Here is an 18366-nt window from a genome sequence, read left to right as displayed (position 1 = left end):
CCAACGGGCCGTTCGCCGACACCATGCACCACAGACTCGCCTCCCGCCACGCTCACTGCCAGTCCTCCGGACGTTCCACCTGCTCCAGGCGCAGGATCGGTCCGCTGCGGCTGAAGCGGCGCATCTGTGGCAGGGGCGGGTAGTAGGCGTGGACGGAGATCGCGTGCAGGTCGGTGGACTCGTTGAGGACCTCGTGCACGTGGTGGCGGCCGAAGGAGCGGCTTTTGCCCGCCGGCAGACGGCGTGAGCGGTCCACGTCGTCCGCCAGCTCCAGGGTCTTCCAGCCGTCGGCCGGCAGGCGGACGGCGAGGGAGTGCTCCTTGAGCTCACCGGCCGCCGTCACGAAGGCCCCGACCGAGTCGGAGTGGTCGTGCCAGCCGGTGCCGGTGCCGGGCGGCCAGCCGATCAGCCACGCCTCGCTGCCGCCGGGGCCTTCGAGCCGTACCCAGGTACGGCCCTCGGGGTCGAGCGTGAGTGAGGCGATGAGCTCGGCGTCGGAGGCTGTGCGGCGTACGAAGTCGAGGAGTTCCGCCTGCGTAGGGGAGGAGTGCGGGGCAGAGGCCGGGGTGGAGTGGGGAGCGGGATCCGAAGCGGAGTTCGGCGTGGCAACCGGCTTGGAAGCGCCGACGGCGGCGGGAGAGACAGACACGGGCACCGTCCTGATGAGAGTTCGCGAAGAGCCCGCTACGGCACCGGCGGAGGGCGCGGTACGTGCGGGAAGAAGAAGGGGGATGCGAATTCAGCAGGACGGGCGACACACGCAGCCCGCATAGCGGACGAGGTCCATATGGACCCTCCGCCACAGGCGCACACAGGTGTCGGTCACGATCCGGAGTACACCACGCCGGTGGGGGCCGGTCAACTCACTGTCACTATGCGGACCGCACAGTGACGGTGAGTGCTGCTTTCGGGCGTGATCGGTGCTGGGGGTGATCACCTCCTGCCCGGATGCCCTCCGATTCCGCCCGGCGGGTGGTGGGCGGCTCTCTGCGATCGCTGGGCTGCGGGAGGCAGCGCCGGGGCGACGACGGGGTCGCTGGAAGCAGCATCGGGGCGACGATGGGGTCGTGGGTGGCAGCCCTCAGGACGGGCAGGCGTCGGGCGGACGAAGCTTGGACGGGCAGGCGTCGGGCGGACGAGGCTTGGACGGGCAGGCGTCGGGCGGACGAGGCTTGGACGGGCAGGCGTCGGGCGGACGAGGCTTGGACGGGCAGGCGTCGGGCGGGCAGGTGTCGGACGGGCAGGCGTCGGACGGGCAGGCCCTCGGCCAAGCAGCCCCTGACGGTCGGACCCCGGGGCGATGACCGGACTCAGCGCGAGCCCGCCTTCGCGCTCGCCTCCTCCTCTTCCGCGCTCGCCTTGGCCGGTCCGCCCAGTGCCGTCTCGGCCGCCGTGTACAGGTCCGCGGGCCGTACGCCGCTCAGTGCCGTCACCAGATGACCGTCGGGCCGTACCAGCAGGACCGTGTGTGCGGCCGCGCCCGGATAGCTCTCGGCGACGAGCAGCTCGGCCGGATACGGCAGTGCCGTCACCGCGGCCGCGAGCCGGGGCATGATCCCGGCGGTCGCCCAGTGCTTGCGCTCCCAAACGCCCGTGCCCGGCGCGATCAGCAGGACCAGCATGGCGCCGCGCCCGAGCCGATCCCGCAACTGGACGAAGGAACCGTCCTCCGCGGTGACCCGTACGTCCGCGACCGGCGCACCGCGCGGCGTGTCCACCGGGACCTCGCCCTCCAGTTCCTTGGGCGCGAGCGGCGACTCGGCGTACGTGCCGGGCGAACCGATCGCTCCCTGCCCCAGGTGGCCGTCCGTCAGAAGGGCGTCCAGGCCCCGGGCGGAGCCGCGGACGTACGAGCGCAGCCCGCTGCCCGTGCGCAGCAACGGCAGCGCTTGGTCGGCGGCGCGCAACCGGGCGGCGACGACCGCGCGCCGCTCGGTCTGGTAGCTGTCGAGCAGCCCCTCGCGAGGCCCCTGGTGCCAGGCCGGCGCCAGCTTCCAGGCGAGGTTGTCGGCGTCGCGCAGGCCCTCGTCGAGGCCGTGCGTGCCGAGTGCGCCGAGGCAGTGCGCCGCGTCCCCGGCGATGAAGACGCGGCCCACGCGCCAGCGGCGCGCCAGGCGGTGGTGGACCGTGTGAACCCCGGTGTCGAGGAGCTCGTACGACGGTGCCGGTCCCTCGGACCAGCCGGCCAGCGTCTCGCGGACGTGCCCCACGAGCAGCTCGGGTGTGACCAGGTCCTTGCCCGGTGGCAGCAGCCAGTCCAGGCGCCACACCCCCTCCGGGAGCGGTCGTCCGGTGACCTCCCCGCCCGAGGCTCCGGACGTCCGCCACGGCGGCATCCGATGGAGCAACGCCTGGCCCTCCCACGGAAGTTCCACGCGCAGCGCGGCCACGGCGTGTCGTTCGACCGCCGTACGGCCGGGGAAGCGGATGTCCATGAGCTTGCGGACGGTGGAGCGCGGACCGTCGCAGCCGACCACATAACTGCCGCGCCACCAGGTGCCCTTCGGGCCGCGGGTGTGGACCGTGACGCCCGAGGTCTCCTGCTCTATGGCGTCCAGGCGGCTCTCCACGGCGATCTTGACGAGCGGCTCGCCGGCGAGTGCCGCACGCAGGGCGCCGGTCAGGACGTGCTGGGCGATGTGCAGGGGAGCGGGGTTCGGGGCGCCGAGGTTCTCGGGGTCTTCGGCGGCGTCGTCGAACGTGACCTCGCGCATCACCTGCTTGCGCCGTACCGACCGCCATCCGGCCCAGTGGGTCCCGGCCTCGCCGAGCGGCACACCGGTCAGACGTTCGATGAGGGCGGTGGTGTCCTCGCGCAGCACGACGGAGCGTGCGAGACGGGGTTCGTCCTTGCCGGGGCCCTCGTCGAGGACGACGCAGGGGACTTCCTGGCGGGCCAGTGCCAGGGCGAGCGTGAGCCCGACGGGCCCCGCTCCGACGATGATCACCGGGTCCACGGCGCGGCGCCCCCTGCCCGCAGCGGTGTCCCCAGGAACGCGAGTGAACAGAAAGTTGGAGCAGGGTGCACGATCACAGAACGTATGCAACCCATTGCCGGTGCTTGCGTCAAGTGACGGAGGGCAGTGGCGATCATGCCACTGCCCTCCGTGTCGCTCATGCTGCTTGACTGTACGTCAGGTGTAGGTCCTACTGCCTGGGAGGCCGCCGCCCTCGCCGCCGGTCCCGAAGCTGCCACCCACCGCCGCCGGGTTCAGCTCCTCCATGTCCTCGGCGCTGAGCACGGCACCCGTGCCCCGCTTGCTGCGCCGCAGCCGCTTCTCCAGCCAGCTCGCGAAGCTGGTGAGGATGAAGTTGAGGACGATGTAGATGATCGCCACCACGATGAAGCTGGGGATGACGTTGGCGTAGAAGGCCGCCAGGGTCTGGCGCGCGTTGAGCAGCTCGGTGAACCCGATCATCACGCCGCCCAGCGCGGTGTCCTTCACGATGACCACGAGCTGGCTGACGATGGCCGGCAGCATCGCGGTGACGGCCTGCGGCAGCAGGATGGTCCGCATCGTCTGGCCCTTGCGCAGGCCGATCGCCATGGCGGCTTCCGACTGCCCCTTGGGCAGGGAGAGGATGCCGGCCCGTACGACCTCGGCGAGGACGGACGCGTTGTAGAGAACGAGACCGGTGACGACCGCGTACAGAGGCCGCTGCTCACTGCTGACGTCCGTCCACCGGTTGTAGAACTCGTTGGCGAACAGCATCAGCAGCAGGACCGGGATCGCCCGGAAGAACTCGACGACCCAGGCGGCCGGAAGCCGAACCCAGCGGTGGTCGGACATGCGTGCGATACCGAAGAACGCGCCCAAGGGAAGAGCTATCACCATGGCCAGGGCCGCGGCCTTCAGCGTGTCGGCCAGACCCGGCAGCAGATAGGTCGTCCAGGCCTGCGACTGGGTGAACGGCTTCCACAGGGCCCATTCCAACTGGCCCTTCTCGTCCAGGGTGTCCCAGACGAACCATGCGAGCAGGGCGAGCAGCGCGAAGAAGACCACCGAGATGACCACATTGCGCCGCTTGGCGCGGGGGCCCGGGGAGTCGTAGAGAACGGAACTCATCGCTTCACCGCCAGTCGCTTGCTCAGCCAGCCGAGGAAGAGGCCGGTGGGCAGGGTCAGCACCACGAAACCGAAGGCGAAGACCGCGCCGATGAGCACCGTCTCAGCCTCGTTCTCGATCATTGTCTTCATCAGGTAGGCGGCCTCGGCCACGCCGATCGCGGCCGCCACGGTGGTGTTCTTCGTCAGGGCGATCAACACGTTGGCCAGCGGACCGATGACCGAGCGGAGAGCCTGCGGCAGGATGATCAGCCGGAGGGTCTGACTGAAGGTCAGTCCGATGGCGCGGGCCGCCTCGGCCTGGCCCATCGGCACGGTGTTGATGCCGGAGCGGATCGCCTCGCAGACGAAGGCCGCGGTGTAGGCGACGAAACCGAGGATCGCCAGGCGGAAGCCCCGGACGCCGAAGTCGGAGGCGCCCATCGTCACACCGAAGATGTCGGCGAGACCGAGCGAGGTGAAGATGATGATGACCGTCAGGGGGATGTTCCGGACGATGTTCACATAGGCCGTGCCGAACCCGCGCATGAGCGGGACCGGGCTGACCCGCATCGCCGCCAGGAGAGTGCCAAGGATCATGGAACCGATGGCGGAGAAGAACGTGAGCTTCACCGTCATCCAGAAGGCACCCAACAGGGTCGGGTCGTTGTAGTCAGAAAGAAAATCGAACACGATCTCCCGCGCTTCCGGGTGGGTGGCGTACGTGGATAGCGCGGCGCGCCGCCGCCCTGATCGCGGTGGACGGCGGCGCGCCGGTGGACCCTTGCGCTACTGGACGATGTTGCCGATCTTCGGCGCGGGCTCGTTCTTGTAGTCGGCCGGACCGAAGTTGTCGGCGACCGCCTTGTCCCAGGCCTTCGAGCTGACCATCTTCTCGAGGGCGGCGTTGACCTTGTTCACGGTCTCGGTGTCGCCCTTCTTCACACCGATGCCGTAGTTCTCGTTGCTCAGCTTGAGGCCGGCGAGCTTGAACTTGCCCTTGTACTGCTCCTGCGCGGCGTAGCCGGCGAGGATCGAGTCGTCCGTGGTCAGGGCGTCCACAGCGCCGCTCTGCAGCGCGGCGATGCACTCCGAGTAGCCACCACGCTCCGTCAGGTTGGCCTTCGGGGCGAAGTCGTTCTTGACGTTCTGCGCCGAGGTGGAGCCCGTCACCGAACACAGCTTCTTGCCGTTCAGGTCCGTGGCCTCGGTGATGTCCGAGTCGCTCTTGACCAGCAGGTCCTGGTGGGCCAGCAGGTACGGGCCGGCGAAGTCGACCTTCTCCTTGCGCTCGTCGGTGATCGAGTACGTCGCGGCGATGAGCTTCACGTCGCCACGGGCGAGCGCGTTCTCACGGTCGGCGCTCTTCGTCTCGACGAACTCGATCTGGTCGGGCTCGTAGCCGAGCTCCTTGGCCACGTACGTGGCGACGTCGACGTCGAAGCCGGAGAAGGAGCCGTCGGGCTCCTTCAGGCCGAGACCGGGCTGGTCGTACTTGATGCCGATCTTGATCTTGTCGCCACCACCGGAACCCGACCCGCTGTCGCTGTCGCCGTCGCCGCCACAGGCCGTGGCGGTGATGGAGAGGACGAGGGCGGCGGCAGCCGCGGCGGAGACCTTGCGGAGCTTCATGGTGAACATCCTTTGTGTGGAGAAGAGATGCGTGCCGCCAGGAGCGGCGGGGTGACGCAGGTCGTCGGCTGCGAGACGCAGTCCGTCAGTGGTGACGCAGTCCGTGGAGCGGGTGCGCACTCCGTCAGTGGTGCGGGATCCTCAGTGGTGAAGGATCTTGGACAGGAAGTCCTTCGCGCGGTCGCTGCGCGGATTGCTGAAGAACTGGTCGGGTACGGCTTCCTCGACGATCTTGCCGTCCGCCATGAAGACCACCCGGTTGGCGGCCGAGCGGGCGAAGCCCATCTCGTGGGTGACGACGATCATGGTCATGCCGTCGCGAGCGAGTTGCTGCATGACCTCCAGGACCTCATTGATCATCTCCGGGTCGAGCGCCGACGTGGGCTCGTCGAAGAGCATGACCTTGGGGTCCATGGCCAGAGCCCGGGCAATGGCCACACGCTGCTGCTGACCACCGGAGAGCTGTGCGGGATACTTGTCCGCCTGGGTACCCACACCCACGCGGTCCAACAGCGCCCGGGCCTTCTCCTCGGCCTTCTTCTTGTCCGTCTTGCGGACCTTGATCTGCCCCAGCATCACGTTCTCGAGCACGGTCTTGTGCGCGAAGAGGTTGAAGGACTGGAAGACCATCCCGACGTCGGCACGCAGCCGGGCCAGCTCCTTGCCTTCTGCGGGCAGCGGCTTGCCGTCGATGGCGATCGCGCCGGAGTCGATCGTCTCGAGGCGGTTGATGGTGCGGCACAGGGTGGACTTCCCGGACCCGGAGGGGCCGATGACCACGACCACCTCACCGCGGGCGATCGTCAGATCGATGTCCTGCAGCACGTGCAACGCGCCGAAGTGCTTGTTGACGTTCTTCAGGACGACCAGGTCGCCGGTCGCGGCCACATCTTCCTTGGCCACCGATACATCGGTCATCGCTCTCAGGCTCCGTCCTCCTCGGTTTCGGAGGACAGTAATAACCGTTGCCGACCTGCGTCATCAGTTCTGAGGGGAATCTGAGCATCACGATCCGATAGCAATCGGACACATGTCGTAGCACTTGCGACCTGCGCGCGTACCGGCTGGATAACGGAAGCCGCCCGCAACCGGAACCCTCTTGACGGCGTCCTCGTCCATCAGCGTGACTCTCATGGTGCACGCGCGCGTGCGCACACACTGTGTATCTATCCGAATCGTACGGCCGGTGAACTGAGGGAGGCCGGGATGAGACTCCTCCTCGTCGAGGACGACAACCATGTCGCTGCCGCGTTGTCCGCGGTGCTGGCACGGCACGGCTTCGACGTCACGCACGCGCGCAGCGGCGAGGAGGCCCTTCAGGCGCTCGTCCCGGAGGGGAACGGCTTCGGCGTCGTCCTCCTCGACCTCGGCCTGCCCGACCAGGACGGATACGAGGTCTGCGGCAAGATCCGCAAGCGCACCAGCACGCCGGTGATCATGGTCACCGCGCGCTCCGACGTCCGCTCCCGTATCCACGGCCTCAACCTCGGGGCCGACGACTACGTGGTGAAGCCGTACGACACGGGGGAGCTGCTCGCCCGGATCCACGCCGTCAGCCGGCGCACCGCGCCCGAGGACACCGGGCCGGGCGGCGAAGGCGTGCTGCGCCTGGGCGCCGTGCACATCGAACTGCCCACCCGGCAGGTCAGCGTCGACGGCTCGGTCGTCCAGCTGACCCGCAAGGAGTTCGATCTGCTCGCCCTGCTGGCCCAGCGCCCCGGGGTGGTCTTCCGCCGGGAACAGATCATCAGTGAGGTGTGGCGCACGAGTTGGGAGGGGACCGGGCGCACTCTTGAGGTGCATGTGGCGTCCCTGCGCGCCAAGCTGCGCATGCCGGCACTGATCGAGACCGTACGGGGAGTCGGCTATCGGCTCGTCGCCCCGGCCTCGTAGCGGGCACGGTGCGCACTCGACTCCTTCCGCTGCTCATCGTTCTGATGGCGGCCGTGCTGCTCGCGCTCGGCGTGCCGCTGGGCATCAGCCTCGCCTCGGCCCAGCAGCAGAACGTGGTCGTCGACCGGATCGACGACACCGCCTACTTCGCGGCCATCGCGCGGCCCGCCGCGGACGTCACCTCCGGCTCCCGCGACGACCTGCGCATCCTGAGCCGGGAGCTGGAGAGCTACTACGACGTCTACGGCATCCGGGCCGGCGTCTTCCTGCCGAACGACACGCCGCTCGCCAATGGACCGACGACCTGGTTCCTGCCCGAGACCGGTGAGGTGCGCGACGCCTTCGAGGAGTCCCTGCTCAGCCGCCGCAGCCACGACCCCAAGCAGGTGTGGCCCTGGCAGCGCGGGCGTCTCGTGGTCGCCTCGCCGGTGATCCGGGACGGCGACGTCGTCGCGGTCGTCGTCACCGACTCGCCCACCGGCGAGATGCGCTCGCGGATCCTGAACGGCTGGCTGATCATCGCCGGCGGTCTCACGGCCGCGATGCTGGTGGCCGTCGGCGCCGCCCTGCGGCTGACGGGCTGGGTGCTCAGGCCGGTGCGCGTACTGGACGTCACCACCCACGAGATCGCCAGCGGCCGGCTGAAGTCACGGGTCGCGGTGGCCAGCGGTCCGCCGGAACTAAGGCGGCTGGCCCGGTCGTTCAACGAGATGGCGGACAACGTCGAGGACGTGCTGGAGCAGCAGCGCGCCTTCGTCGCCGACGCCTCGCACCAGTTGCGCAACCCGCTCGCGGCGCTGCTGCTGCGCATCGAGCTGCTCGCCTTCGAGCTGCCCGAGGGCAATGAGGAGATCGCCTCGGTGCAGGCCGAGGGCAAGCGCCTCGCGCAGGTCCTGGACGATCTGCTCGACCTCGCCCTGGCCGAGCACACCGCGGCCGACCTGCGGCTGACCGACGTCGGCGCGCTGGCCGCCGAGCGGGTCGCGGCATGGGCGCCGACCGCCGAGGCCAAGGGGGTCCGGCTGGTCGGGAACTGCCCGCCCACGACGGCATGGGCCGACCCGGTCGCGCTGTCCAGCGCGCTGGACGCGGTGATCGACAACGCGGTGAAGTTCACGCCGGAGGACGAGAGCGTCGAGGTGACCGTCACCTCCGTCGGCGCCATGTCGACGATCGAGGTGGCCGACCACGGTCCCGGTCTCACCGACGAGGAGATCGCCCGCATCGGCGACCGCTTCTGGCGCAGTGGCCGCCACCAGAACATCAAGGGCTCGGGCCTCGGCCTGTCGATCTCCCGAGCGCTGCTCTCGGCAGGGGGCGGCACCATCTCGTACGGCCATCACGAGCCGCGGGGGTTGCGGGTGACGGTGACGGTGCCGAGGTCGGGACCGTCCGCCTGACCAGCCCTTCTGTGCCTGCTACGGCTTGACCGAGCGGTAGTACCGCTGAGCCCCGTCGTGCAGTGCCAGTGGGTCGGTGTAGATCGCCGTGCGCAGGTCGACGAGCTGGGCGGAGTGGACGTGGGCGCCGATGCCGTCGCGGCTCTTGATCACCGTACGGGTGAGCCACTCGGTGAGGCGGGGGTCCATGTCCTTGCGGGTGATCAGCAGATTGGAGACGGCAATCGTCGCCACCGTGTCGCCGTTCTGCACGGTCGGATACGCCGACTCCGGCATGTTGGTCGCCCTGTAGAAGTGCGCCGTGTCGCCCTGCGCGTGCACTTTGGCGACCAGGTCGGCGTCGATCGGCACGAACCGGAACGCGGACGACTCGGCGATCTTCTCCAGTCCGTCCGTCGGTACGCCGCCCGACCAGAAGAAGGCGTCGAGCTCGTGCCCCAGCCGCTTCGGCCCGGTGTCGATGCCGTCCGACCTGGGCGTGATGTCCTTCTCCGGGTCGATGCCGGCGGCCTCCAGCACCCGGGTGGCGATCAGCCGTACGCCGGAGTTGGGCAGCCCTATGGCCACCCGCTTGCCCTTGAGGTCCGCGACGGAGCGGATGTCCGAGTCCGGCGGGACGACGAGCTGTACGTAGTCGTCGTACAGGCGCGCGACACCGCGCAGCCGGTCGGTGACGGGCCTGCCGCTCATCTTGTACGAGTCCACCGCGTCGGCGGCGGCGATCGTGAAGTCGGCCTTGCCGGTCGCCACGCGCTCGACGTTCTCCTGCGAGCCGGCGCTCGTCAGCAGCTTCACCTTCAGCTGCGGCATGTCCTTGGCGAGCTCGTTGCGCAGGAGCTCGCCGTACTCCTGGTAGACCCCCGCGCGCGTGCCGGTGCTGAACGTGATCGTGCCGCTCGGCGGGTCCTCGCCCAGGGGCAGCAGCCACCACAGCAGCAACCCCAGGGCCACGACCCCGGCGACCGCGGCCTGCGCGGCCCGGCTCCTGCTGATGCGGTCGAGTGCCTTGGACATGGCGGCGATCCTGCCAGCCGGTACGCCGTGCTGACCAGGGCCGAGGTCACAGGGGGAGGCCGCGTCCATGATCGGAACCGCGACCGGGGCTGTCCCGGTCGGTCGCTACAGTCGCCGCATGAGTTCCTCTCCTGCCGACCTGGTCCGTGAATTCCACCTCGCCTTCGGGCTGGCCGCGCGCAGTACGCCGACGGAGGTGTCCCGGGACCTCGCCGCCCACAGAGGGGAGCTGCTCGCCGAGGAGGCCGCGGAGGTCGCCGAGGTGTCGGTGACCGGCCCGCTGGACAGGCTCGCGCACGAGCTGGCGGACGTCGTCTATGTCGCGTACGGCACGGCTCTGGTCCACGGCATCGACCGTCCTGGCCGAGATCCACCGCTCCAACATGACCAAGCTGGGCCCCGACGGCCAGGTCGCCCGCCGGGCCGACGGCAAGGTCCTCAAGGGCGAGCACTACGAGGCACCGGACGTGTCGGGCGTGCTGCGCAGCCAGGGGTGGGCGGCCGAGGGCGCGTGAGCGTCCGGCGCCGGGTGGCGTCAGAGCAGGATCACCGTCTTGCCGCGCGAGCCACCCGCGCGGGCGCGATTCACGGCCGCGGGGGCGTCGGCCAGGGGCACCTCGGCGTCGATCGTGATGCGGAGCCTGCCCGCGTCGGCGAGTGCGGCGAGGGACTCCAGTTCCTTGCGGCTCGGATCGTTGACGAGGTTGACGCCGTGCACCTCGCGGGCGGCCAGGGCGTCGGGGTCGGCGGCCCGGTTGGTGCTCACGAAGGTGCCGCCGGGCTTGAGCAGCCCCGCCAGGGCGTCGACGTCACCGCCGGGTGCGGTGACCAGGTCGAGGACCGCGTCGATGCCGTCGGGATGGGCGGCCAGGACCTGCTCGGCGGTGGGCGCGGCCGTGAAGTCGACGGTCTCGTCGGCGCCGAGATCACGGAGGTGACCGGCGATGTCGCCGGTGGCGGTGGCCAGCACCCTGGCCCCCTGGAGCGCGGCGAACTGGATCGCGGACTGGCCCACTCCGCCGGACGCGCCGTTGATGAGGATCACCTGCCCGGTGTCGAGGCGGGCCGCCTCGATGGCCTGGTAGGCGGTCACGCTGGCGGTGGGCAGCGCCGCCGCGACCGGGAACGGCAGGTCGTCGGGCATCCGGGCGAGGGTGCCGTTCTCGGCGGCGATCACGTACTCCGCGTAGGAGCCGCGGCCGTGCGCGAGGTTCATGAACTGGCCGTAGACGGTGTCGCCGGGCCGGAAGTGGATGACGCCGGGGCCGATGCGCTCGACCACGCCCGCTCCGTCCGAGCCCATGACCAGCGGGAAGTCGTGGTCGACCAGGCCCTTGAGGGCTCCGTCGGCGACCTTCCAGTCGAAGGGGTTGAGCGCGGCGGCGTGCAGCCGGACCAGCAGCTCGCCCGGTCCGGGTTCCGGCACGGGCAGATCGGTGAGGAGCGGCTCGGCCCCGAAGCCGGTGATCGTGACGGCCTTCATGACGGTGCCTTTCTCTCGGACGCCGGGGGGCGCGTCAGTCCTGTGCGGGGTTCTCCTGAGCGGTGGGCTCGTCCCAGACGACGATCAGTTCGTTGCGCCGGCCGAAGCGTTCGAGGTGGCTGCCCACGACGTCCCGGACGGTGGCCAGCGTGGACGCGTCGGGTGCGGTGACGCGGATCAGCAGGTGCTCGGGTCGGGGTTCGAGGACGACGTCGGTGTTCTGGAAGGTGAGGCGGTGGCCGCCGTCCGGTGTCTCCTCGACCGGGATCTTCCGGCCGAAGTGGGAGGCGAGCTGCTTGGCGTAGCGCGGGGCGGCGTCGGTGGCGACGCGGGCGAGGGAAGAGGGCATGGGAATGCTCCGGGGTCGACGGGTCCGTGCCTGTCGGGCGGGGACGGTCAGCCGGCCAGCGTGGCAACCGTGCCGGGGCCGGCCTGCTCGGGCAGCGCGATGGTGTGGTGGGTCCGCTCGGCCTTGGCGTGCAGATAGCGGACGTTGCTGTCGGTGGCGAAGACGCCGGTCGGCCGCACGAAGCGCACGGGGACGCCCAGGTCGCGCAACTGGCCCGCCTTGTCGGGGTTGTTGGTGAGCAGGTCGAGCTCGCCGATGCCCAGGGCGGTGAGCATCTGGGCGGCGGCGGTGTAGTCGCGGCCGTCCTCGGGCAGGCCCAGCGCGGTGTTGGCGTCGTAGGTGTCCAGACCGGCGTCCTGAAGGGCGTACGCGTCCAGCTTGTTGTAGAGGCCGATGCCGCGGCCCTCCTGGCGGAGGTAGAGCAGGACGCCGCCCGTGGCCGCGATGCGTTCCACGGCCTCGCGCAACTGCGGACCGCAGTCGCAGCGGGCCGAGCCGAACACGTCCCCGGTCAGGCACTCCGAGTGCAGCCGAACCAGCGGCGCGGGCGCCGTCGTGGGGTCGCCGAGGACCAGCGCGACATGCTCCTCGCCGTCCGCCAGGCCGTGGAAGGTGACCGCGTCGGCGGTGACCTCGTAGCCGTCGGGGAAGCGGAGCGGGATGGTCACGCGGGTGCGAATCGAGGCAGCGGGGGAGGGGCCCGAGGAGCGGGGGTGACCTGCTGCGGGGGCGGCGTCCATGGGTGCTCCTTCGAGGGTCGGCCAGGTTCAAATTTGAACCTCGATGCCTCGACCCTAGCGTGAAGTTTCAAATTTTGAGCAACCTGTTCGGTGTTGCACCGGTCACATCCGACGGCCGCACCCGACCCGCGGTTCGAATTTGAACCATCGCGCTAACGTGGACGCATGGCCGAACCCCAGTGGTTGAACGAGGAAGAGATGCGCGCCTGGCAGGCCTTCGTGGCCGCGGGGTCGCTCGTCAATCGCCGGCTCGACCAGCAGCTCAAGGACGACGTCGGGATCACGCACCTCCAGTACGAGATCCTGGTGCGCCTCGCCGCCGCCCAGAACCGCGAGATGCGCATGAGCGGCCTCGCCGACGCGCTCCTCAACACCAAGAGCGGCCTGACGTACCAGATCACGCAGCTGGAGAAGGCCGGCCTCGTCACCCGGCGCTCCTGCCCGAGCGACGTGCGCGCGGTCTACGCCGTCCTCACCGAAGCCGGCCGCGGGATGCTGGAGCGGGCCGCGCCGGGCCATGTCGCCCTCGTGCGCAAGCTGCTCATCGACGTCCTGACGCCCCGGCAGCTCGCCACCGTCGCCGACGGTCTAGGGGAGGTCGTGCAGCGCATGCAGGACGGCGAGGCCGGGACCGCTCGGCAGTGATCACGCGGTCCTCGGCGTCGAACCGGAGTTCGGGGCAAGGCGCCTCCGACGACCGCCTACCCTTGAACGCATGACCAGCAGCAGTGACCGGAGCCCGGCAGTGGAACCCCGCGGAAATCTCACCTATGAGGTTCGCACCTACGGGTGTCAGATGAACGTCCACGATTCCGAGCGGTTGTCCGGCCTGCTCGAGGACGCCGGTTACGTGCGCGCGCCCGAGGGCTCCGACGGCGACGCCGACGTCGTCGTCTTCAACACCTGCGCGGTCCGCGAGAACGCCGACAACAAGCTGTACGGCAACCTCGGCCACCTCGCCCCGAAGAAGGCGAGCCGGCCCGGGATGCAGATCGCGGTCGGCGGCTGTCTCGCGCAGAAGGACCGCGACACCATCGTGAAGAGGGCGCCCTGGGTGGACGTCGTCTTCGGCACGCACAACATCGGCAAGCTGCCGGTGCTGCTGGAGCGCGCCCGGGTGGCCGAGGAGGCGCAGGTCGAGATCGCCGAGTCGCTGGAGGCGTTCCCCTCCACGCTGCCGACCCGGCGCGAGAGCGCCTACGCGGCCTGGGTGTCGATCTCCGTCGGCTGCAACAACACCTGCACCTTCTGCATCGTCCCGGCCCTGCGCGGCAAGGAGAAGGACCGCCGCACCGGCGACATCCTCGCCGAGATCGAGGCCCTGGTCGCCGAGGGCGTCAGCGAGATCACGCTGCTCGGCCAGAACGTCAACGCCTACGGCTCCGACATCGGCGACCGTGAGGCGTTCAGCAAGCTGCTGCGGGCCTGCGGGAAGATCGACGGCCTGGAGCGCGTCCGCTTCACCTCGCCGCACCCGCGCGACTTCACCGACGACGTCATCGCCGCCATGGCCGAGACGCCGAACGTCATGCCGCAGCTGCACATGCCGCTCCAGTCCGGCTCGGACACCGTCCTGAAGGCGATGCGCCGCTCCTACCGCCAGGAGCGCTACCTGGGGATCATCGAGAAGGTCCGCGCGGCCATCCCGCACGCGGCGATCACCACCGACATCATCGTCGGCTTCCCGGGCGAGACCGAGGAGGACTTCGAGCAGACGCTGGACGTCGTGCGCGAGGCCCGCTTCGCTCAGGCCTTCACCTTCCAGTACTCCAAGCGCCCCGGCACCCCGGCCGCGACCATGGACGGCCAGATCCCCAAGCAGGTCGTCCAGGCACGCTACGAGCGTCTCGTCGCCCTCCAGGAGCAGATCTCCTGGGACGAGAACAAGGCGCAGGTCGGCCGCACCATGGAGCTGATGGTCGCCGAGGGCGAGGGCCGCAAGGACGGCGCCACGCACCGCCTGTCCGGCCGCGCCCCCGACAACCGCCTGGTCCACTTCACCAAGCCGGACCAGGAGGTCCGTCCCGGCGACGTCGTCACGGTCGAGATCACCTACGCCGCCCCGCATCACCTGCTCGCCGAGGGCGCCGTCCTCGACGTGCGCCGCACGCGCGCGGGCGACGCCTGGGAGAAGCGGAACACCGCCGAGGCCGCCAAGCCGGCCGGTGTCCTGCTCGGCCTCCCGAAAATCGGCGTTCCTGAGCCACTGCCGGCGGCGACGGGCGGCTGCGCGGCACACTGAGAACACACGACTCGACCAGGGGTGGTCGGGAAAAGGGGGCGGGACATGGCGCAGTGGGCCGTAGTGGTGCAGTCCGGTTACGGCGATCAGTACCAGTGCGACGAGGCCGCCCGCTTCGAGGGCACCCCGGAACAGGCCCGCGCCCGCCTCTACGAGATCGCCTGCACCTACAAGCACCGCAGCGGGCTGCGGCAGAAACACCGCGAGGTGTTCCGGGTCGGTGACGGGGACGCGTACTACGCGGTCGTCGAGGGCATGATGACCACCCATCGCGTCCTGTTCCAGCTGGCCGAGCGGGTATGGAGCACCGACTCGGAGCCCAAGACCTGGGAGTAGGCTCCCGATCATGCTCGTCGCCGCCGCAGTCTGCCCCTGCCCCCCGCTCCTGGTGCCCGGCGTCGCCGCCGGTGCCGCACCCGAGCTGGACTCCGCGCGTGCCGCCTGCACGGACGCGCTGGGCCTGCTGGCCGCGGCCCGGCCGGACCGGCTCGTGGTGGTGGGACCCGGCGACGAGAGCGAGCACGGCGGGTACGCCGGGGGGACGCGGGGCACCTTCCGCGGCTTCGGCGTGGACATCGACGTAACGCTGGGGCGGCTCGGGGCCGACGACCCCGAGCCGCCGCAACGCCCGCTCCCGACCTCGCTGGCCGTCGCCGCGTGGCTGCTGGAGCGGACCGCTTGGGCGGATGCCCCGATCGAGGGACTCGTGGTGGGGGAACCTCTGACGCCCGAGCGGTGTATTGAAATCGGAAGGGACGTCGCCGTCCGGGCCGAGCGGGTGGCGCTGCTGGTGATGGGCGACGCCAGCGCCTGCCGCACGCTCAAGGCTCCCGGCTATCTGGACGAGCGGGCGGCGCCATTCGACGCGTCCGTCGCGCATGCGCTGGGCAAGGCGGACCTGGCTGCGCTCAAGACGCTGGACACCGAGCTCGCACACGAACTGAAGGTCTCGGGCCGGGCTCCCTGGCAGGTCCTCGCGGGCGCCGCCGAGGAAGTGGGACTGTCCGGCGCCCTGCTGTACGAGGACGCGCCGTACGGGGTCGGGTACCTGGTCGCGACCTGGTCGTAGGCGCGGGGCGGCCCAGCCGAGGGAGACGCGGGGCGACTCCGGGACGCAAACGGCGGACGGCCGGGAGCCGTCAAGCTCCGCGGCCGTCCGTCGAAGTGCCGTTTCAGGTGGTCGGCGGGGGTGAATCCTGAGGCGGCGTGCCGCCACCGGCAGCCGGGTCGTCGCCCTTGTGATGCGCGACACGGCCCATGGCGCCCTTGGCCTTGCCCGTGCCCGTGTGGATCTTCTCGCTGTACTTGCCCTTGGTCCGCTCGTCGACGGCCCTGGCGGCCCGGTCGAGACCGTGGTGGACCTGCTCCTCGTGCCGCTGCGCGAAGTCGGAGACCTTGTCCTTGGCCGGGGCGAGTTTGGCTTTCAAATTGTCCATCAGACCCATCGTTCACCTTCCCGCGCGGGGCAGTTACGTGCGGGCGCCCTCACCGGCCTCGCTGTCGGCGGCCTCGTCGGCGGACTGCTGCTTGGGGATCTCGACCCCGTCGTCACCGTCCGACGCGACGGCCTCCGACGCGGTCGGCCGGGCCGCTTCCTCGGCCTGGGCCTCAGCCGACCCCTTCGCCTCCGCCGGTTCCTCCGCCGCCTGCTCCGCCGTTGGTGTGTCGGCCTGAACCTCGACGGTTGACGCCTCTTCCGTGGCCTTCGACCGCCGGAAAAGTCGTGCGAAAACGCCCATATCCACTCCATACGTTACTCGTGCGGGCGAAATCCCGCGTCGCCCGGTGCGTCACATCGCGCCCCCGGCCGGCCGCCTCCGTGAAACCGGCGGCGGCAACCTCGCAACACGCAACGACCCCGCGCGTGTGCCGTCACGTAACTCGTTCGAGGCCACCCCGCGAGGTTTGCGAGACTGGGGCGGTGAGCAGTGCACCCCCCGCCCCGCGCGTCATCGCCGTAGTCGGCCCCACCGCAGCCGGAAAGTCCGATCTGGGCGTTTTCCTGGCCCGGCAACTCGGCGGCGAAGTCGTCAACGCCGACTCCATGCAGCTCTACCGAGGGATGGATATCGGCACCGCCAAACTGACGCCCGAGGAACGCGAGGGAGTCCCGCACCACCTCCTGGACATCTGGGACGTCACGGTCACGGCGTCCGTCGCCGAGTACCAGCGCCTCGCCCGGGAGCGGATCGACGCCCTGCTCGCCGAAGGGCGCTGGCCGATCCTGGTCGGCGGCTCGGGGCTGTACGTCCGGGGGGCCGTCGACAACCTGGAGTTCCCCGGCACCGACCCCGAGGTCAGGGCCCGCCTGGAGGAGGAGCTCGCGCTGCGCGGCTCCGGGGCGCTGCACGCCCGGCTGGCCGCCGCCGACCCCGAGGCCGCGCACGCGATCCTGCCCAGCAACGGCCGCCGTATCGTGCGGGCCCTCGAAGTGATCGAGATCACCGGCCAGCCCTTCACCGCCAACCTCCCCGGCCACGACTCGGTCTACGACACCGTTCAGATCGGCGTCGACGTGGCCCGCCCCGAGCTGGACGAGCGCATCGCGCGCCGGGTCGACCGGATGTGGGACGCCGGACTTGTGGAGGAAGTGCGCGCACTGGAGGCGCAAGGGTTGCGAGAGGGGCGTACTGCCTCGCGCGCGCTCGGCTACCAGCAGGTGCTCGCCGCGTTCGCCGGTGACTGCACCCTCGAAGCGGCGCGGGCCGAGACCGTCCGGGCCACCAAGCGCTTCGCGCGCCGTCAGGATTCATGGTTCAGGCGCGACCCGCGGGTGCACTGGCTCAGTGGGGCTGCGGCAGATCTCACAGAACTTCCGCATCTCGCACTGGCGTTGGTCGAACGACCGGTTACAGCCTGATCACGTGATGGCATCGGGACGCTCCGGCCGCCGTCCCGGCCTCCGGCGCCATGCCATCATCGAGCTTCGATCGACCAAGTGGAGTCCGAGTTGGGAGGGCGCGTGGCGATGGAGGCCGGCCCTCGCGACACCGCACAAAGCACCGAGAACGTCACCACCGACACGGGTGAGCGGGAACCGGACGGCGACCGCCTGAGCCCGGACGGGCCCGACGAGACCGAGGGTGGCGTCACCGACGACGGTCCCGAGCCCGAGGAGATGTACGCCGGCGGTCCCGAGGTCGAGGTCGAGCTGCGCCCGCAGCGCCGACTCCGCATCTGGCAGCTGGCGCCCATCGTGGCCCTCGCCGCGGTCGGCTCCCTGATGTTCGCCTTCCCGCTGGCCTTCGACTTCGGCGACAGTGGGGCCGTGATCGCCATGCTGGGGCTCCTGATCTGCTCCTGCGCGGCCGGCTGGGGCATGATGGCCGCCCGCAGGGTCGGCTACACCTGGCCCGGGCTGCCGCAGCGCGGCTCCGCGCGCAGGCCCGACTGGCGCGTGGTGCTGGGGTACGTCCTGGTCGTCGCCGCGGTCGTGGTCCTCGCCGTGTGGCGCGTCGCAAGGCTCCGCTGAAGCGCCCCTGATAGCGGCGTGGGGCCGTGTGGCTCCGCAGTGTGAGCGCCGACCGGCAGCCACCGGCCCGCGGCAAATAACTCGCTTCACTTACGA

At 70.3% G+C, this 18366-nt stretch carries 21 protein-coding genes and 1 pseudogene; 9 read left to right on the top strand and 13 right to left on the bottom strand.

Annotated features, from left to right (window positions below; genetic code table 11):
• Positions 1-52 precede the first annotated feature (52 nt).
• The 7 genes from CP983_RS11700 to CP983_RS11675 form a co-directional block, all read right to left on the bottom strand.
• Positions 53-649 (bottom strand): cupin domain-containing protein, encoded by a 597-nt coding sequence (locus CP983_RS11700; RefSeq protein WP_150499556.1) that lies wholly within the window; start codon positions 647-649, stop codon positions 53-55.
• A gap of 90 nt (positions 650-739) precedes the next feature.
• On the bottom strand, positions 740-811 hold the full coding sequence (locus tag CP983_RS45070; RefSeq protein ID WP_309544753.1) for a putative leader peptide: 72 nt from the start codon (positions 809-811) through the stop codon (positions 740-742).
• A gap of 499 nt (positions 812-1310) precedes the next feature.
• Positions 1311-2957 carry an FAD-dependent monooxygenase gene (locus CP983_RS11695; RefSeq protein ID WP_150499555.1) on the bottom strand — a complete coding sequence of 549 codons (1647 nt, stop codon included), beginning with the start codon at positions 2955-2957 and terminating at the stop codon, positions 1311-1313.
• Between the two features lie 177 nt (positions 2958-3134).
• The gene (locus CP983_RS11690; RefSeq protein WP_150499554.1) at positions 3135-4067 is read right to left on the bottom strand and encodes an amino acid ABC transporter permease; all 933 of its coding nucleotides are present in this window, start codon (positions 4065-4067) and stop codon (positions 3135-3137) included.
• Entirely contained in the window at positions 4064-4738 is a 675-nt protein-coding gene (locus CP983_RS11685) for an amino acid ABC transporter permease (RefSeq protein ID WP_125528945.1), read from the bottom strand. Before CP983_RS11685 ends, CP983_RS11690 begins: the two co-directional genes overlap by 4 nt.
• Before the next feature lie 96 nt (positions 4739-4834).
• Positions 4835-5677 (bottom strand): glutamate ABC transporter substrate-binding protein, encoded by an 843-nt coding sequence (locus CP983_RS11680; RefSeq protein ID WP_167537686.1) that lies wholly within the window; start codon positions 5675-5677, stop codon positions 4835-4837.
• Between the two features lie 141 nt (positions 5678-5818).
• Positions 5819-6595: an amino acid ABC transporter ATP-binding protein gene (locus tag CP983_RS11675; RefSeq protein WP_107907444.1), complete on the bottom strand. Its 777-nt coding sequence runs from the start codon at positions 6593-6595 to the stop codon at positions 5819-5821.
• A 288-nt stretch (positions 6596-6883) separates the two neighbouring features.
• Between CP983_RS11675 and CP983_RS11670 the strand changes: the two genes are divergently transcribed.
• Positions 6884-7570, top strand: a complete 687-nt coding sequence (locus tag CP983_RS11670) for a response regulator transcription factor (protein ID WP_107907445.1) — start codon at positions 6884-6886, stop codon at positions 7568-7570.
• Positions 7571-7578: 8 nt separating this feature from the next.
• Complete coding sequence (locus tag CP983_RS11665; protein WP_125528946.1) at positions 7579-8970, top strand: sensor histidine kinase; 1392 nt, start codon at positions 7579-7581, stop codon at positions 8968-8970.
• Between the two features lie 18 nt (positions 8971-8988).
• On the opposite strand, the gene CP983_RS11660 is transcribed toward CP983_RS11665, so the two are convergent.
• On the bottom strand, positions 8989-9984 hold the full coding sequence (locus CP983_RS11660) for a TAXI family TRAP transporter solute-binding subunit (protein WP_150499553.1): 996 nt from the start codon (positions 9982-9984) through the stop codon (positions 8989-8991).
• 118 nt (positions 9985-10102) lie between these two features.
• Between CP983_RS11660 and CP983_RS11655 the strand changes: the two are divergent.
• A pseudogene (locus tag CP983_RS11655) lies at positions 10103-10499 on the top strand (pyrophosphohydrolase domain-containing protein).
• A 20-nt stretch (positions 10500-10519) separates the two neighbouring features.
• Here CP983_RS11655 and CP983_RS11650 read toward each other — a convergent pair.
• From CP983_RS11650 to CP983_RS11640, 3 genes are read right to left on the bottom strand one after another with little or no spacing between them, the layout of a single operon-like run.
• Entirely contained in the window at positions 10520-11467 is a 948-nt protein-coding gene (locus CP983_RS11650; RefSeq protein WP_150499552.1) for an NADP-dependent oxidoreductase, read from the bottom strand.
• A 34-nt stretch (positions 11468-11501) separates the two neighbouring features.
• Entirely contained in the window at positions 11502-11816 is a 315-nt protein-coding gene (locus CP983_RS11645; protein WP_150499551.1) for a DUF2218 domain-containing protein, read from the bottom strand.
• 47 nt (positions 11817-11863) lie between these two features.
• Positions 11864-12556 carry a GTP cyclohydrolase II gene (locus CP983_RS11640; RefSeq protein ID WP_150499550.1) on the bottom strand — a complete coding sequence of 231 codons (693 nt, stop codon included), beginning with the start codon at positions 12554-12556 and terminating at the stop codon, positions 11864-11866.
• 165 nt (positions 12557-12721) lie between these two features.
• Between CP983_RS11640 and CP983_RS11635 the strand changes: the two genes are divergently transcribed.
• The 4 genes from CP983_RS11635 (at position 12722) to CP983_RS11620 (ending at position 15867) form a co-directional block, all read left to right on the top strand.
• Positions 12722-13201 (top strand): MarR family winged helix-turn-helix transcriptional regulator, encoded by a 480-nt coding sequence (locus tag CP983_RS11635; RefSeq protein WP_150499549.1) that lies wholly within the window; start codon positions 12722-12724, stop codon positions 13199-13201.
• A gap of 70 nt (positions 13202-13271) precedes the next feature.
• Positions 13272-14798, top strand: coding sequence for a tRNA (N6-isopentenyl adenosine(37)-C2)-methylthiotransferase MiaB (gene miaB, locus CP983_RS11630; protein WP_125527780.1), 1527 nt, complete (start codon positions 13272-13274; stop codon positions 14796-14798).
• Positions 14799-14843: 45 nt separating this feature from the next.
• Positions 14844-15134, top strand: coding sequence for a hypothetical protein (locus CP983_RS11625; RefSeq protein ID WP_107907453.1), 291 nt, complete (start codon positions 14844-14846; stop codon positions 15132-15134).
• 10 nt (positions 15135-15144) lie between these two features.
• Entirely contained in the window at positions 15145-15867 is a 723-nt protein-coding gene (locus CP983_RS11620; protein WP_150499548.1) for a class III extradiol dioxygenase subunit B-like domain-containing protein, read from the top strand.
• A gap of 103 nt (positions 15868-15970) precedes the next feature.
• On the opposite strand, the gene CP983_RS11615 is transcribed toward CP983_RS11620, so the two are convergent.
• Positions 15971-16243, bottom strand: coding sequence for an antitoxin (locus CP983_RS11615; protein WP_107907455.1), 273 nt, complete (start codon positions 16241-16243; stop codon positions 15971-15973).
• A 24-nt stretch (positions 16244-16267) separates the two neighbouring features.
• Complete coding sequence (locus tag CP983_RS11610) at positions 16268-16537, bottom strand: hypothetical protein (protein ID WP_150499547.1); 270 nt, start codon at positions 16535-16537, stop codon at positions 16268-16270.
• A 182-nt stretch (positions 16538-16719) separates the two neighbouring features.
• On the opposite strand from CP983_RS11610, the gene miaA reads away from it, so the two are divergent.
• Together miaA and CP983_RS11600 are read left to right on the top strand one after the other, a co-directional pair.
• Positions 16720-17658, top strand: a complete 939-nt coding sequence (gene miaA, locus CP983_RS11605; protein WP_150499546.1) for a tRNA (adenosine(37)-N6)-dimethylallyltransferase MiaA — start codon at positions 16720-16722, stop codon at positions 17656-17658.
• A gap of 108 nt (positions 17659-17766) precedes the next feature.
• Positions 17767-18270 carry a hypothetical protein gene (locus CP983_RS11600; RefSeq protein ID WP_150506553.1) on the top strand — a complete coding sequence of 168 codons (504 nt, stop codon included), beginning with the start codon at positions 17767-17769 and terminating at the stop codon, positions 18268-18270.
• Positions 18271-18366: the final 96 nt, after the last annotated feature.

Source organism: Streptomyces chartreusis (genome assembly GCF_008704715.1).
GTDB lineage: Bacteria > Actinomycetota > Actinomycetes > Streptomycetales > Streptomycetaceae > Streptomyces > Streptomyces chartreusis.
The sequence above is the reverse complement of the archived record's forward strand: the minus strand, read 5'-3'. Positions and strand labels throughout refer to the sequence as shown.